At 64.4% G+C, this 14,006-nt stretch carries 17 protein-coding genes; 10 read left to right on the top strand and 7 right to left on the bottom strand.

What is annotated here, in order from left to right; genetic code table 11:
* Nucleotides 1-13 precede the first annotated feature (13 nt).
* The 4 genes from atpD to B9A11_RS03210 all read left to right on the top strand — a co-directional run bounded on the left by atpD (nt 14) and on the right by B9A11_RS03210 (nt 3,136).
* Nucleotides 14-1,438 carry a F0F1 ATP synthase subunit beta gene (gene atpD, locus B9A11_RS03225; protein ID WP_058245803.1) on the top strand — a complete coding sequence of 475 codons (1,425 nt, stop codon included), beginning with the start codon at nt 14-16 and terminating at the stop codon, nt 1,436-1,438.
* 53 nt (nt 1,439-1,491) lie between these two features.
* Entirely contained in the window at nt 1,492-1,926 is a 435-nt protein-coding gene (locus B9A11_RS03220) for a F0F1 ATP synthase subunit epsilon (protein WP_058245804.1), read from the top strand.
* A 117-nt stretch (nt 1,927-2,043) separates the two neighbouring features.
* Nucleotides 2,044-2,691 carry a MarC family protein gene (locus B9A11_RS03215; protein ID WP_058245805.1) on the top strand — a complete coding sequence of 216 codons (648 nt, stop codon included), beginning with the start codon at nt 2,044-2,046 and terminating at the stop codon, nt 2,689-2,691.
* A gap of 94 nt (nt 2,692-2,785) precedes the next feature.
* The gene (locus B9A11_RS03210) at nt 2,786-3,136 is read left to right on the top strand and encodes an H-type lectin domain-containing protein (RefSeq protein ID WP_058245806.1); all 351 of its coding nucleotides are present in this window, start codon (nt 2,786-2,788) and stop codon (nt 3,134-3,136) included.
* Nucleotides 3,137-3,244: 108 nt separating this feature from the next.
* Here the strand turns inward: B9A11_RS03210 and B9A11_RS03205 are convergent, their stop codons facing one another.
* Nucleotides 3,245-4,252: a ribose-phosphate pyrophosphokinase gene (locus B9A11_RS03205; protein WP_058245807.1), complete on the bottom strand. Its 1,008-nt coding sequence runs from the start codon at nt 4,250-4,252 to the stop codon at nt 3,245-3,247.
* A gap of 148 nt (nt 4,253-4,400) precedes the next feature.
* Between B9A11_RS03205 and B9A11_RS03200 the strand changes: the two genes are divergently transcribed.
* The gene (locus tag B9A11_RS03200) at nt 4,401-5,000 is read left to right on the top strand and encodes a 2-hydroxychromene-2-carboxylate isomerase (protein ID WP_058245808.1); all 600 of its coding nucleotides are present in this window, start codon (nt 4,401-4,403) and stop codon (nt 4,998-5,000) included.
* A 17-nt stretch (nt 5,001-5,017) separates the two neighbouring features.
* Nucleotides 5,018-5,809, top strand: coding sequence for an alpha/beta fold hydrolase (locus B9A11_RS03195; protein ID WP_058245809.1), 792 nt, complete (start codon nt 5,018-5,020; stop codon nt 5,807-5,809).
* A 36-nt stretch (nt 5,810-5,845) separates the two neighbouring features.
* Here the strand turns inward: B9A11_RS03195 and plsY are convergent, their stop codons facing one another.
* The 6 genes from plsY to B9A11_RS03165 form a co-directional block, all read right to left on the bottom strand.
* Nucleotides 5,846-6,451 (bottom strand): glycerol-3-phosphate 1-O-acyltransferase PlsY, encoded by a 606-nt coding sequence (gene plsY, locus B9A11_RS03190; RefSeq protein ID WP_058245810.1) that lies wholly within the window; start codon nt 6,449-6,451, stop codon nt 5,846-5,848.
* 9 nt (nt 6,452-6,460) lie between these two features.
* Nucleotides 6,461-7,741, bottom strand: coding sequence for a dihydroorotase (pyrC, locus tag B9A11_RS03185; protein ID WP_058245811.1), 1,281 nt, complete (start codon nt 7,739-7,741; stop codon nt 6,461-6,463).
* Nucleotides 7,738-8,130 carry a hypothetical protein gene (locus tag B9A11_RS03180; RefSeq protein WP_058245812.1) on the bottom strand — a complete coding sequence of 131 codons (393 nt, stop codon included), beginning with the start codon at nt 8,128-8,130 and terminating at the stop codon, nt 7,738-7,740. Before B9A11_RS03180 ends, pyrC begins: the two co-directional genes overlap by 4 nt.
* Nucleotides 8,127-8,702, bottom strand: coding sequence for a hypothetical protein (locus tag B9A11_RS03175; RefSeq protein ID WP_058245813.1), 576 nt, complete (start codon nt 8,700-8,702; stop codon nt 8,127-8,129). The genes B9A11_RS03180 and B9A11_RS03175 overlap by 4 nt, the downstream gene beginning before the upstream one ends.
* The gene (locus B9A11_RS03170; RefSeq protein WP_058245814.1) at nt 8,699-9,238 is read right to left on the bottom strand and encodes a hypothetical protein; all 540 of its coding nucleotides are present in this window, start codon (nt 9,236-9,238) and stop codon (nt 8,699-8,701) included. Before B9A11_RS03170 ends, B9A11_RS03175 begins: the two co-directional genes overlap by 4 nt.
* A 97-nt stretch (nt 9,239-9,335) precedes the next feature.
* On the bottom strand, nt 9,336-10,286 hold the full coding sequence (locus tag B9A11_RS03165) for an aspartate carbamoyltransferase catalytic subunit (protein WP_058245815.1): 951 nt from the start codon (nt 10,284-10,286) through the stop codon (nt 9,336-9,338).
* Nucleotides 10,287-10,450: 164 nt separating this feature from the next.
* On the opposite strand from B9A11_RS03165, the gene B9A11_RS03160 reads away from it, so the two are divergent.
* The 4 genes from B9A11_RS03160 (at nt 10,451) to B9A11_RS03145 (ending at nt 13,948) form a co-directional block, all read left to right on the top strand.
* Complete coding sequence (locus B9A11_RS03160) at nt 10,451-11,230, top strand: uracil-DNA glycosylase (protein WP_058245816.1); 780 nt, start codon at nt 10,451-10,453, stop codon at nt 11,228-11,230.
* A 2-nt stretch (nt 11,231-11,232) separates the two neighbouring features.
* Nucleotides 11,233-11,841 (top strand): LysE family translocator, encoded by a 609-nt coding sequence (locus B9A11_RS03155; protein ID WP_058245817.1) that lies wholly within the window; start codon nt 11,233-11,235, stop codon nt 11,839-11,841.
* A gap of 21 nt (nt 11,842-11,862) precedes the next feature.
* Nucleotides 11,863-12,405 carry a molybdenum cofactor biosynthesis protein B gene (gene moaB / locus B9A11_RS03150; RefSeq protein ID WP_058245818.1) on the top strand — a complete coding sequence of 181 codons (543 nt, stop codon included), beginning with the start codon at nt 11,863-11,865 and terminating at the stop codon, nt 12,403-12,405.
* 85 nt (nt 12,406-12,490) lie between these two features.
* Entirely contained in the window at nt 12,491-13,948 is a 1,458-nt protein-coding gene (locus B9A11_RS03145; RefSeq protein WP_058245819.1) for an efflux RND transporter periplasmic adaptor subunit, read from the top strand.
* Nucleotides 13,949-14,006: the final 58 nt, after the last annotated feature.

Below are 14,006 nucleotides of genomic sequence, written 5' to 3'. Positions count from 1 at the left end.
CCGGAGACGAAACATGGCAAACGCACAAGGCAAGATCACCCAGGTGATTGGCGCCGTGGTCGACGTGCAGTTCGAAGACCACCTGCCTGAAATCCTCAACGCGCTGAACACCGAGAACAACGGCAAGAAGCTGGTTCTCGAAGTGGCTCAGCACCTCGGCGAAAACACCGTCCGTACCATCGCAATGGACGCGACCGAAGGTCTGGTTCGCGGCCAAAAGGTCGAAGACACCGGCGCACCGATCTCGGTTCCGGTCGGCAACGCAACGCTGGGCCGCATCCTGAACGTCATCGGCGAGCCGGTGGATGAAGGTGCGCCGCTCAACGCTGACGAATACCGCCCGATCCACGCCGAAGCACCGGCGTTCCAGGAACAGTCCACCGAATCCGAAATCCTCGTGACGGGCATCAAGGTCATCGACCTGCTGGCACCGTACTCCAAGGGGGGTAAGATTGGTCTGTTCGGCGGCGCCGGCGTGGGCAAGACCGTTCTGATCATGGAACTGATCAACAACATCGCAAAAGTGCACTCGGGTTTCTCGGTGTTCGCAGGTGTTGGTGAACGGACCCGTGAAGGCAACGACCTGTACCACGAGATGATCGAATCCAACGTTATCAAGCCCGATAACCTCGAAGAGTCGCAGGTGGCCCTGGTTTACGGCCAGATGAACGAGCCTCCGGGTGCGCGTGCACGTGTTGCTCTGACCGGCCTGACGCTGGCAGAACAGTTCCGTGACCAGTCCGGTACCGACGTTCTGTTCTTCGTGGACAACATCTTCCGCTTTACGCAGGCAGGGTCCGAGGTGTCCGCACTTCTGGGTCGTATCCCGTCGGCCGTGGGTTACCAGCCGACGCTGGCCACCGACATGGGCGCGATGCAGGAACGCATCACCTCGACCAAGAACGGCTCGATCACCTCGATCCAGGCTGTGTACGTTCCCGCGGACGACCTTACCGACCCCGCACCGGCAACGACCTTTGCGCACCTTGACGCAACCACGGTTCTGAACCGCGCGATCTCCGAACTGGGCATCTACCCGGCTGTGGACCCGCTCGACTCGAACTCGCGTCTGATGGACCCGCAGATCGTCGGTGAAGAGCACTACCAGGTGGCACGTGACGTTCAGGGTATCCTGCAGCGCTACAAGTCGCTTCAGGACATCATCGCCATCCTCGGGATGGACGAACTGTCCGAAGAGGACAAGCTGACCGTGGCACGTGCCCGTAAGATCCAGCGCTTCCTGTCGCAGCCGTTCGACGTGGCAAAGGTCTTTACCGGTTCTGACGGTGTTCAGGTTCCGCTGGAAGACACCATCAAGTCGTTCAAGGCCGTTGTGGCTGGCGAATACGACCACCTGCCCGAAGGCGCCTTCTACATGGTTGGCGGCATCGACGAGGTGCTCGCAAAGGCCGAGAAGATGGCCGCAGAGGCTGCCTAATCCAACCCTGTCGGGGGGCCAGTTCCGGCCCCCTGATCTGAAAGGAGTTTCACATGGCAGACATGATGCAATTCGATCTGGTCTCGCCCGAGCGCAAGCTGCTCTCGGCGCAGGTCAAATCGGTCCAGATTCCCGCGACGCTTGGTGACATGACCGCCATGCCGAACCACGCGCCGACCATCACCACGCTGCGCCCCGGCGTCCTGACCGTCGAAACCGACGCAGGCACCGAAAAGTTCATCGTGACCGGCGGTTTCGCTGAAATCGGCGAAGGCGTGTCCGTGCTGGCGGAAAAGGCTCTGCCGAGCGCGGATGTGGATCAGGCGACCTACGAGGCGCTGGTGAAAGAGGCTCAGGACTTCTACCACCAGACCAAAGAGACCGCCACGAACGATCCCGGCCTTGTCGACGACGCAGCCAAGCTGCTGCAAGACATGGTCGCCGTTGGCACCCATATCGGTCTGGACCCGATGCAGCCGTCGCTCTGACGCCTGTTTCCTGACCAACCGAAATTGGCCCCGCCCGGTTTTCCGGCGCGGGGCTTTTCTTTTACGTGTCTTGTGGCGCGCGATGCCCTACATGGCACTCGCGAACAGGAGAAACTCATGGACTTTACGCTGAACTGGGCGAGCATTCTGCGCGAGCTGATCACGCTGACCGTGGTCATCGACCCGATTGGCTCGCTGCCGGTGTTCTACTTTGCCACCGCCGCCGTGCCCGCCGCGCTGCACTGGCGCTTTGCCCTGCGGGCGGTGCTGGTGGCCTGGGTGGTCTTGATGTTCTTCCTCGTGGCGGGGCAGCTGCTGCTCGAAGGGCTGGGCCTGCGGTTCGGCTCGTTCCAGATTGCGGGCGGGGTGATCCTGTTCCTCTTCGCGCTGACGATGATCTTTGGCGACAGCAAGCCCGAGCAGGAAATCGAGAGCGCCGAGCGCGATCACCTGTCCGGTGCGGTCTTTCCCTTGGCGATGCCGTCGATTGCCTCGCCCGGGGCGATGCTGGCGATTGTGGTGCTGACCGACAACCACCGCCACTCGATCCCGGAACAGGTGGTCACTGCGGGGCTGCTGACGGTGGTTTTGCTGGTGACGCTGGTTTTGCTGCTGCTGGCGGGCAAGCTGAAACGGGTGTTGGGCAGCACCGGGGCAGGGGTCATCAGTCGTGTCATGGGGATCATTCTGGCCACCGTCGCCGTCGACGCTGTGCTGGGCGGGCTGGACGCGGTTGGGGCGCTTAGCCTGTCTGCCACGCAGTAGATTTGCCCGCGAAAATGCGGACAAAGCCGTCTTTCGCTTCAAATTCCCGCCGCAATGCGGGATTATGCAGGCGCGCAGAGCACAGAGGCCGAGCATGAAGAAATACGTGGGTTCGCTGATCGGGATTGATCAGGGCAATGACGAGGTGTTTTCCGACTTCGCGTCGGGGGGCGATATGTGGACGGGCCACGGCTCGCGCGAGCGCCGCAAGAAGATCAAGTTCTCGGAGCCCTTTCGCTCTATCCCCTCTGTGCAGGTGGCGCTGTCGCTGTGGGACATGGACCAAGGCGCGAACGTCCGCGCCGACATTACCGCCGACAAGATCACCCTGACCGGCTTTGAGCTGGTGTTTCGCACATGGTCAGACACCCGCGTCGCCCGCGTTCGGATGAACTGGATGGCGATTGGCGAGGTCGCGTCCGAAGACGACTGGGATCTTTACTGACCTTCAGAGCCTTGGCTCAGCCCACGAAAAAGGCCCTTTCCCCGATGCGCACCCGATGCGCACATGGGACAAGGGCCTTTCTTTTGCTTGCCGCAGGGGCAGGGGCCTTTACAGGATGCCTTCGTAGATCGGACCCAGCGAGTCGGTCTCGAACAAGGACGACACCGAGGTGCCGTTCCAGATGTTCAGGATGGATTGGGCAAACATCGGCGCGGTCGGCAGGATGCGGATGTTCGGCGCGCCTTTGACCGCTTCGGTCGGCTGGATCGAATCGGTCAGCACCAGCGTTTTGAGCACCGAGTTGGTCACGCGGCCCACCGCCGGCCCGGACATGACGCCGTGCGAGATATAGGCGTGCGCTTCGGTTGCGCCGTGGTCCAGCAGCACTTCGGCGGCCTTGCAGAGCGTGCCCGCGGTGTCGCACATGTCGTCGACGATGATGCAGCGCTTGCCGGTCACGTCCCCGATCACGGTCATCTCGGCCACTTCACCGGGCTTTTCGCGGCGCTTGTCGACGATGGCGAGCGGGGCGTTGATCCGCTTGGCCAGCTCGCGCGCACGGGCCACGCCGCCCACGTCGGGCGAGATCACCATGACGTCGGACAGATCGTCGAACTGGTTCTTGATATCCAGCGCAAAGATCGGCGAGGCGTAAAGGTTGTCCACCGGAATGTCGAAAAAGCCCTGAATCTGCGCGGCGTGCAGGTCCATGGTCAGGATGCGCTCGATCCCGGCGGTGACCATCATGTTGGCGACCAGCTTGGCGCTGATGGGGGTGCGGGCCTTGGTGCGGCGGTCCTGACGGGCATAGCCGAAATAGGGGATCACGGCGGTGATGCGGGCAGCGGACGACCGGCGCAGCGCGTCGGCGATGATCAGCAGCTCCATCAGGTTGTCGTTCGCCGGGTTCGAGGTCGGCTGAATGACGAACATGTCCTCGCCGCGCACGTTCTCGAAGACTTCGACAAAGATTTCGCTATCGTTAAAGCGCTCGACGCGCGCATCCACAAGGCCAACGCTTTTGCCGCGGTACAGCGACATACGGCGGCCGATGGCTTCGGCCAGCGGTTTGTTGGCATTGCCGGCGATCAGTTTGGGTTCGACGAGAGTGGGCATCAGGGCAGCTCCGGGAGGTGACGGATTCGTGACATTGCGGCTCGCTTAGCATGGCCTTAACGTCCGTCCAAGCTTTGCCACCCAAACGCGACAAATCGCGGCCAACCGTCCTTTATCGGGCGCAGGTCCGCCCGAGGAAGGAACGCCCATGGCCCATATCGACTATTTCTTTGCGACGCTGTCCCCCTACACCTATTTCGCGGGCACCCGGCTAGAGGAAATCGCCGCCAAACATGGCGCGACAATCGCGTACAAGCCCTTGGACATCCTCGCGCTTTTTGCCCGCACCGGGGGCACCCCGCCGGGGGAACGCCATCCCAACCGCATCGCCTATCGCGCGCAGGAATTGCAGCGGATCGCGAAAAAGACCGGCCTGCCGTTCAACCTCAAACCCGCCCATTGGCCGACCAATATGGCGCCTTCTGCCTATGCCGTGATCGCTGCGCAAAAAGAGGGGGGCGGCGATCTGGGCAAGCTGGTTCATGCGATTCTGCGGTCCTGCTGGGCGGATGAAAAGGATGTCGCAGACGATGCAGTGATCGGCGATTGCCTCGAAGAAGCGGGCTTTGACCGCGGCTTGTCCTTTACCGGGTTGCTGGTCGGGGCAGAGACCTATCCGGCCAACCTGGAGGAAGCGATCGACAAGGGCGCATTTGGTGCGCCGACCTACGTGGTGGACGATGGTGCGACATTCTGGGGCCAGGACCGCCTTGACGACTTGGACGCGCATCTGGCAGGCACTCTCTGATACCGGAGGGGGATGTTATGGCCGATTTGAATGTTATCACGCTGGGCGAGGGGGACGCGCCCGCGCTGGCGTTGCACTGTGGTTTGGGCCGCGCGGGCATGTGGAAGGGTGTGGCCAAGCATCTGCCGGGCCTGACGCTGACCGCGCCCGATCTGCCCGGCCATGGTCGCAGCGCGCCGTTCCCTGCGGGTGTTGACGTGCATGACGCGGCCACCGATGCCGTCCGGCCCCTGTTTGATCGCCCCATGCACCTGATCGGCCACAGCTTTGGCGCGACGGTTGCCCTGCGTCTGGCCCTGGCCGCGCCAAGCCGGGTCTTGTCCATGACCTTGGTCGAGCCGGTGTTCTTTGCCGCCGCCAAGGGGGCCGACGAATACGCCCCGCACCGCGCCGCCGAAGAAGCCTTTTTCGAGGTGTATCAAACCGGCGATATGATGGCCGCCGCCGAGGCGTTCAACGCGCTCTGGGGTGGCGGGATGCCGTGGGACGGGTTCGAGCCTGCCGCGCAACAGGCCATGGCCGGCGGAATGCCCTTTGTCGCCGCCACGGAACCCAGCCTTTGGGAGGATAGCCACGACATGCTGCGCGCGGGCGGGCTAGAGGCGCTGAGCTGCCCCGTGACCCTGCTGCGCGGCGCGCGGAGCGTTCCGATCATCACCGACGTGCATCGCGGCCTGATGGCGCGCTTGCCGAATGCGCGCGAAGTGGTCGTGGACAAGGCCGGTCACATGGTGACCCTGACCCACGCCGATCAGCTGGCGCAGGCGATTGCCGAGACGGTGGCCTTGGCGGACAGCATCCCGGCGTAAAACAAAAAGGCGCGTCCGGGTGGGCGCGCCTTGGTTTTATTTCTTGGCCCCGATCTTGGGCTCTGTTCCGGCCTTGAGCCGCGCAAGGTTCGCCCGGTGCCGCCAGTAGATCAGCAGCGTCAGGATGGTGCCGACGATGATCAGATCGGTGCGCGCCATAAAGAACATCCACACGGTGGACGCCATCGCCGCCGTCAGCGCCCCCACGGACGAAATCCGCGAGACGAGCGCCGCAAATAGCCACGTGGCGCAGCACAGCAAGCCCACCGGCCAGCTCAGCGCAAGGATCACGCCAAGGAAGGTCGCAACCCCCTTGCCGCCTTGGAATTTCAGCCACACCGGGTAGCAATGCCCGATAAAGGCCGCGAGGCCAGCGATCTGCATCGCGCCGCCATCGCCGGACATGGCCTGCGCCAGCAGCACGGCCACCGCGCCTTTGACCCCGTCCAGCAGCAGGGTCGCGGCCGCAGCGCCCTTGTTCCCGGTGCGCAGCACGTTGGTCGCGCCGATGTTGCCGGACCCGATCTGGCGCAAATCGCCAAGGTTCATCATCCGCGTGATCAGGATGCCAAAGGGGATCGACCCCAAGAGATAGCCAATAACGGCCCAGAGGATCGCAAGGGTGGGGGCGGTGTCGAGCATGGTCTCTCCTTACGCCTCAAAGACGCGCGTGCCCGCGACCCAGGTGCCCAGCACCTTGCCTTGCAGACGTGCGCCGTCAAAGGGCGTGTTCTTGGATTTCGAGCGCAGTTTAAAGCGGTCAAGGACGATGGGCTTGTCCGCGTCGAACAGCACCAGATCGGCGGGCGCACCGGCGGTCAGGCGGCCGCAGTCCAGACCCAGACGCTTGGCCGGGTTCAGCGACAGGGCGCGGAACAAGGTGGGCAGGTCCAGCTCGCCGGAATGGTAGAGCCGCAGCAAGACCGGCAACATGGTTTCCAGACCGACCGCGCCGCTTGCGGCCTCTTCAAACGGCAGACGTTTGGATTCCTCATCCTGCGGGGTGTGAAAGCTGCCAATGATGTCGATCAGGCCCGTGCGCACGGCGTTGACGATTTCCTGACGGTCTTCCTCGGACCGCAGCGGGGGCTTGACCTTGAAGAAGGTGCGATAGTCCGCCACGTCCAGCTCGTTCAGCGTCAGGTGGTGCATCGAGGTGCCTGCGGTCACGTCAAAGCCGTTCTTCTTGGCGCGTTCCAGCGCGGGCAGGGCGCGGGCGGCGGTGATCTGGTCGGCGTGATAGCGCACGCCCGTCATTTCGATCAGCGCGATGTCGCGGTCCAGCCCCATACGCTCGGCCATGGGCGAGACGGCGGGCAGACCGCGCAAGGACGCGAACTTGCCACTGGTGGCGGCTGCACCCTTGGACAGACCGGAGTCTTGGGGGTGGCCAATGACCAGCGCGCCAAGGCTGCGGGCGTAGGTCATGGCGCGGGACAGGACCTTGTTGTCGGTGCAGACATGGTCGCAATCGGTAAAGGCGACGGCCCCGGCATCCATCAAAAAGCCGATCTCGGTCATCTCGCGGCCCGCGCGGCCCTTGGTCAGGGCGGCCATGTGCAGCACCTTGACGGGGGCGTCCTCGGCGGCGCGGCGGCGGATAAAGTCCAGCCCCTCGGGCGTGTCGATGCACTGCTGCGTGTCGGGGCGGGTCACCATCGTCGTGACGCCCCCGGCAGCGGCGGCGCGGCCCGCGGTGGCGTAGCTTTCCTTGTGACGCTCGCCCGGCTCACCGACCTTGACGCCGATGTCGACGATCCCCGGCGCAAGGCAGCGCCCGCCGCAGTCGATGACCTCAGTGCCGTCGGGCAGGGCGTCGCCCTCGGCGTAGACGGCCTTGATGGTCCCGCCAGAGATCAGCAGCGCCCCGGGCGCGTCGGTGCCTGCTGCGGGGTCGATCAGGCGGGCGTTGGCAAGAAGCGTATCGGTCATGGGGCGGATCCAGCAGAGGCGCGGGCCGCGTCGATCTGGGCGATCACGGCCTGCGGGTCGGGTTGAAACTTGATGAGATGCTTGTCACCGGCGCGGGTGATGAGCTGCACGGCAGAGCCGATGGCGCGGGCTTTTTCGATCTGGTCCAAGGGGACGACGCGCCCGGCAGGCCCGTGTAGCGCGTCCCCTTCGCGGGTCCATGTGTGGGCGAGTTCCTCGTCCATCAGGTACCAGCCCCGGACCACAACGGCGGCCAAACCGCCAATGGCCCCGGTCCAGATATGCGGGTTGCCCGCGATCCACAGGATCAGCATCCCGGCGGCCATGGCGAGGGCGGCCATGGTGGCGTGGGTGCGCAGGTAGGTGGCCTTGTCGGCGGTAAAGGTCATGCCGCGCCCCGCTTGATCTGGCGCATGAGGCCATAGACCTTGCGCGGCTCGGCCAGCCGTTCAAAGCCGACGCGGCGGGTCTGGCTGCCGTGCTTGGTGTCCACGTAGGACTTGGCGAACCAGACGTGGCCGGGCTGGCTGTCGTCGAGTTCAAGCACGGACCCCTGGTCGATAGGCCAGCTTTTCAGGCGGCGGCCCATGAGCGGCACAGAGGTGGCGATAAAGGCGCGTTGGGTGGACAGCGAATAGACAGAGCGTTGCCGCAGTACATGCGCCCAGATCAGCGAAAGACCGGCGTTCCAAGCCCCAGCAAACAGGAAGATCAGGCCAAAGTAGGGGAACAGCGCAAACGGCCCGTTCTGGTCAATGCCAGCGGTGATCCAGGACGCCATGGCCATCCACAGCAGCGCAAACCCCATCATCCCCGCGCCGAACAGCATCTGTATGGGGCGAAAGGGGCGCAGGGAAAAGCCACGCTCGGGGCGGCCTTGCCACAGGATGCGCTCACCGGGATCGAGCAGGTCGTCCCAGCCGATGGCCTCGCCGTAATATGCGCCGTCCGCGTCGCTCATCGCAGCATGGCCGCCAGCGCGAGCAGGACAACGATGCCAACGCCGAGGGCGATCAGCTTGAGCATGGCGGAACTGCCGCGGCCCGCAGGCGCGCTGCCGCCCGAGAGCATCCCTTTGGCCGAAGCGGATTTCAGCGGCGCGCCTTTTGCGGCGGGCTTGACCTCGGCGTAGGTGCCGATGTGGGTGATCGGCGTCTGGATGGTCAGCGTCTGCGAAGTGCCGTCAAAGGCTTGGGCAGGCAGGGCGATCACATGGCCGCGCAGGCTGTCGATGCGGGGCTTGTCGTCCTTGAGGGCGGCGGCGGTGACGCCGTGCGCTTGTTGCAGGTAGGACGACAGCGTCATCCCGCCCAGATCGTCGATGTCGATCACGTCCACAAAGGCATTGCGCAGCTTGGTCGCGCCGAGACCGTATTTCAAAGGCCACTCGCCGGTGCCCGCCTGCACGGTGAAGCGTTCAATCGCCTGCGGGGGCAGGTCGATGTGGAACAGGCGCAGCGTGGTCGTGTCCGACCCGTTGATCTGGATCTGAGTCATCGGAAAAGCTCCTGCAAGGGATGCCGGGCGGAACCAAATTTCTTTGAAGAAATTTGCAAGAATTTTCGAAAATTCTTGGGGCGCGCGGGGGGAGGGGTCATGCCATGATCTCTTGCGGACGTGCGCGCAGGTTGCGGGCCAGCAGGTCCATCGCGGCCATACGCACCGCCACGCCCATTTCCACCTGGTCCTGGATGACGCTGCGGTTGATGTCGTCGGCGATGGTGCCGTCGATTTCGACGCCGCGGTTCATTGGGCCGGGGTGCATGACGATGGCGTCGTCCTTGGCGTAGGACAGCTTTTGCGCGTCCAGGCCGTAGCGGTGGTAATACTCGCGCTCGGAGGGGATGAACCCGCCGTCCATCCGTTCCTTTTGCAGGCGCAGCATCATCACGACGTCCACGTCTTTCAGGCCTTCTTCCATGTTGTCATAGACCTCGACCCCAAAGGCGTCGATCTGCGACGGCATCAGCGTCGACGGCCCCACCAGACGGATGCGGTTTTCCATCTTGTGCAGCAGCAGGATGTTGCTGCGCGCCACGCGGCTATGCGCAATATCCCCGCAAATCGCGATGTTCAGGCGATGCAACCGGCCCTTGGCGCGGCGGATCGTCAGTGCGTCCAGCAGCGCTTGGGTCGGGTGTTCGTGCCGCCCGTCTCCGGCGTTCAGCACCGCGCAGTTGACCTTTTGCGCCAGCAGGTCCACCGCGCCGGAATGCGGGTGGCGCACCACCAGCAGGTCGGGGTGCATGGCGTTCAGCGTCATCGCCGTGTCGATCAGCGTCTCGCCCTTTTTGATGCTGGACGCCTGCATCGCCATGTTCATCACATCCGCGCCCAGCCGTTTGCCCGCCAGCTCAAAGGACGCCTGCGTGCGGGTCGAGTTCTCAAAGAACATGTTGATCTGCGTCAGCCCCGCCAGCGCGTTGGCGTGCTTTTCCCGGCGGCGTCCCAGCGCGACGTAATCGTCGGACAAATCAAGGATCGTGGTGATCTCGTCGGGGCGCAGGGGTTCGATCCCCAGTAGGTGGCGGTGGTCGAAACGCATCTGATCCTCTTGGCTGCCGTGCTGCCTTCTTAGGCAAGGGCGTGCTTTTGGGCAAGAGTTGCGGGCGCGTCCTGCCGAGCCGGGGGCGCGCTTTTTGCCGCTGATCGCCGCGCGCTGCATTGTACGGATTTTCTTTACCCCGTCGGGCGGCGTATGGTGCGCCTATGGAATCGGCATTGGATTGGCACACGGCGCGCGCCCTGCTGGAATGGCAGATGGAAATGGGGGTGGACGAGGCGATCTCGGACCGCCCGGTGGACCGCTATGCGGTGGAACAAGCCGCCAAAGAGGCCGCCGAGGCCAAGCGCGCCCAGACCGCCACCGCCAAGGCGCCGACCCGCCCCAAGATCGTCGAAATCGACCCGGTGGCCGAGGCGCAAAAGGCCGCCGCAGGGGCGCAGGATCTTGACGGGTTGCGCGCCGCGCTCGAAGCCTTTCCCCATTGTGCGCTCAAACGTGGGGCGCGCAATCTGGTGTTCAGCGACGGCAAACCCGGTGCCCGCGTGATGATGGTGGGCGAAGCCCCCGGCCGCGACGAGGACCTGCAAGGCAAGCCCTTCGTGGGCCGGGCGGGTCAGCTGCTCGACCGGATGCTCGCGGCGATCGACCTGTCGCGCGAGGACAACGTCTATATCACCAACGTGCTGCCATGGCGGCCGCCGCAGAACCGCGATCCGAAACCGGATGAAATCGCCATGATGCTGCCCTTCCTTGAAAAGCACATCGCCCTTGCGAAACCCGAAGTTCTTGTGATCGTGGGCAATGTCTCCTGTCAGGCCTTGCTTGCGAAACGCGGCATCACCCGACTGCGCGGCCAGTGGCTTGAGGCCAAGGGCAAGCCCGCCTTGCCGATGTTCCACCCCGCCTACCTTTTGCGAAACCCGGCGGCCAAGCGCGAGGCTTGGGCCGATCTTCTGTCCCTCCGTGCGCGTCTGGAGACCTAGACATGATCGTCGATCCCATCGTTCTGGCGACCTTTATCCCCGCGGCCCTCGCGCTGAACGTCACGCCGGGGCCGGACATGCTGTTTTGTCTGGCGCAGGGGTTGCGCGGTGGCCCCCGGTCCGGCTGGGCGGCGTCCTTTGGCATCACGGCGGGCGGGATGGTGCACGCTTTGATCGCGGGGCTGGGCCTCAGCGCCTTGATCACCGCCATGCCCGGAGCCTTCGAGGTCATCCGCTACCTCGGCGTATGCTACCTGCTGTACATCGCTTATAAAACGCTGCGCACGCCCTTTGGCGGGCAGGACGCGCCGCCGGTCAGTGTCAAACGCGCCATGCGCGACGGCTTTATCGTCAACCTGACCAACCCCAAGTTCATCCTGTTTATCCTCGCCTTTTTGCCGCAGTTCGTCGACGTATCGCGCCCGGTGTTGCCGCAGTTCCTGCTGCTCGGGGTGGTGATCGGCATCGGCGGCTTTCTCATCAACGGACTTGTCGGGCAATTCGCGGGCCGTCTGAAATCGAAACTGACCCACGGCGGCGGGACAGAGCGCGTGATGCGCTGGCTGACCGCGTCGCTGTTCGGTGGGCTGGCCCTGCGGCTGGCCGTCTAAGCCCCTATTAGGAAAGACCAAATGTCCCGTATCGACGAGAGCAAAGAGTTCATCCCCGTCCGCATCGCCGTTCTGACCGTCAGCGATACGCGCGGTCTGGCCGAGGATCGCTCGGGCGATACGCTGGTGCAGCGGCTGACCGACGCGGGGCATATCTTGGCGGACCGTCAGATCATTCGCGATGAACGCGCCGAGATCGCAGACCAGCTGCGCGGGTGGATCGCCAACCCCGAGGTGGACGTGGTGATCTCGACCGGCGGCACCGGCCTGACTGGGCGCGATGTCACCGTCGAGGCGCACCGCGACGTCTATGAAAAGGAAATCGACGCCTTTGGCACAGTGTTTACCATGGTGTCCTTTCAAAAGATCGGCACCTCGGCGGTCCAAAGCCGCGCTACGGGCGGCGTTGCGGGCGGCACCTACATGTTCGCGCTGCCCGGCAGCACCGGCGCGTGCAAGGACGCCTGGGACGAAATCCTGCGCTGGCAGCTGGATTACCGCCACCGTCCCTGCAATTTCGTCGAAATTTTCCCCAGATTGGACGAACATAAGCGACGGAAGTGATCCGCCGGGCCGTTTAAGCTTGGTATGCTTGGAAAAGACACGCGCCTTTCTACATCTATAAAGGGTGCAGCCGGAGAGACGATCCATGCGATTTCTACGCAAGAGCCTGCTTGGGCTCTTTTTACTGTCGTTGACCTTGGGGCTGCTGGCCTATGCCGGGGTGCTGGTGCGCGACGCGGTTCAGGCGCGGATGGATCAGGAACCGCGCGTGCCTACCGCGCGTGAGCGGGTCTTTGCAGTCAATGTGGTGCCGGTGGCCTTTGAAACCGTGGTGCCGGAGCTGAGCGCCTTTGGCGAAGTCCAGAGCCGCCGGACGCTGGAGTTGCGCGCGGCGGTGGGCGGGGCGCTCTTGGATCTCGCGCCGGAGTTCGTCGAAGGTGGCCGGGTCGAAGCGGGGCAGTTGCTGGCGCGCGTGGACCCGGCGGATGCCGAGGCGGCGCTGGCGCGCGCCGAAAGCGATTTGCTGGATGCGCAGGCCGAACAGCGCGAGGCAGAGCGCGCGATTGGCCTTGCCCGTGATGAATTGACGGCGGCGCAGGACCAGGTGGCGCTGCGCGAGAACGCCTTGAAACGGCAGAACGATCTGGTGGCGCGCAATGTGGGCACGGCGGCGGCGGTCGAAGACGCCGAGCTGGCGCTGTCCTCGGCGCGGCAGGCGGTTTTGACCCGCAGGCAGGCGGTCGCCACCGCAGAGGCGCGCATTGATCAGGCCGCGACGCAGCTCAAACGTATGGAAATCGCGCTGGATGAAGCCGGGCGCCGTCTGGCCGACACCGAAATCCGCGCGCAGTTCACCGGCACGCTGTCCGAGGTGACCGTGGTGGCCGGGCGGCTGGTGTCCGCCAATGAAAAGCTGGCGTCCCTGGTGGACCTGCAAGACCTTGAGGTCGCGTTTCGCGTCTCGACGCAACAATATGTGCGCCTGCTGGATGAGACGGGCGGACTGCGCCCCGCGCAGGTGTCGGTGACGCTGGATGTCTTTGGCACCAACATTACGGCTCAGGGCGCGTTGTCCCGCGAAGGGGCGGCCGTGGGCGAAGGGCAGACGGGCCGTTTGCTCTTTGCCTCGCTGGACCGTCCGCGCGGGTTCAAGCCGGGGGATTTCGTCACGGTGACGTTGCGCGAAGCAGCGCTGGAGGGGGTCGCACGCCTGCCCGCCACGGCGGTGGACGCCTCTGGCAGCGTGCTGTTGGTGGGCGAGGAAGACCGGCTTGAAGTGGTCCCGGTGACGGTGCTGCGCCGCCAGGGCGATGACGTGCTGATCCGTGCCGAGGGGCTGAATGGCCGCGAAGTGGTGGCCGAACGTACCCCGCTGCTGGGCGCGGGGATCAAGGTGAAACCCTTGCGCGCCGGAGGGGCCGCCGCCCCCGAAGCCCCCGCCATGGTCGAGCTGACCGAGGAACGCCGGGCCAAGCTGGTGGCGTTTGTCGAGGGGAACACCCGGATGCCGCAAGAGGCCAAGACCCGGCTGCTGGCGCAACTGGCGCAACCGCAAGTGCCCGCTCAGACCGTCGAGCGGATCGAATCCCGTATGGGTGGATGACATGACCTCGGCACGCGGCCAAATTCCTTGCAAGGAATTTGCAAATCTTTTGAAAAAG

Origin of the sequence: Tropicibacter naphthalenivorans (genome assembly GCF_900176475.1) — a bacterium.
GTDB classification, from domain to species: domain Bacteria; phylum Pseudomonadota; class Alphaproteobacteria; order Rhodobacterales; family Rhodobacteraceae; genus Tropicibacter; species Tropicibacter naphthalenivorans.
This window is presented reverse-complemented; position numbering and strand designations above follow the sequence as displayed.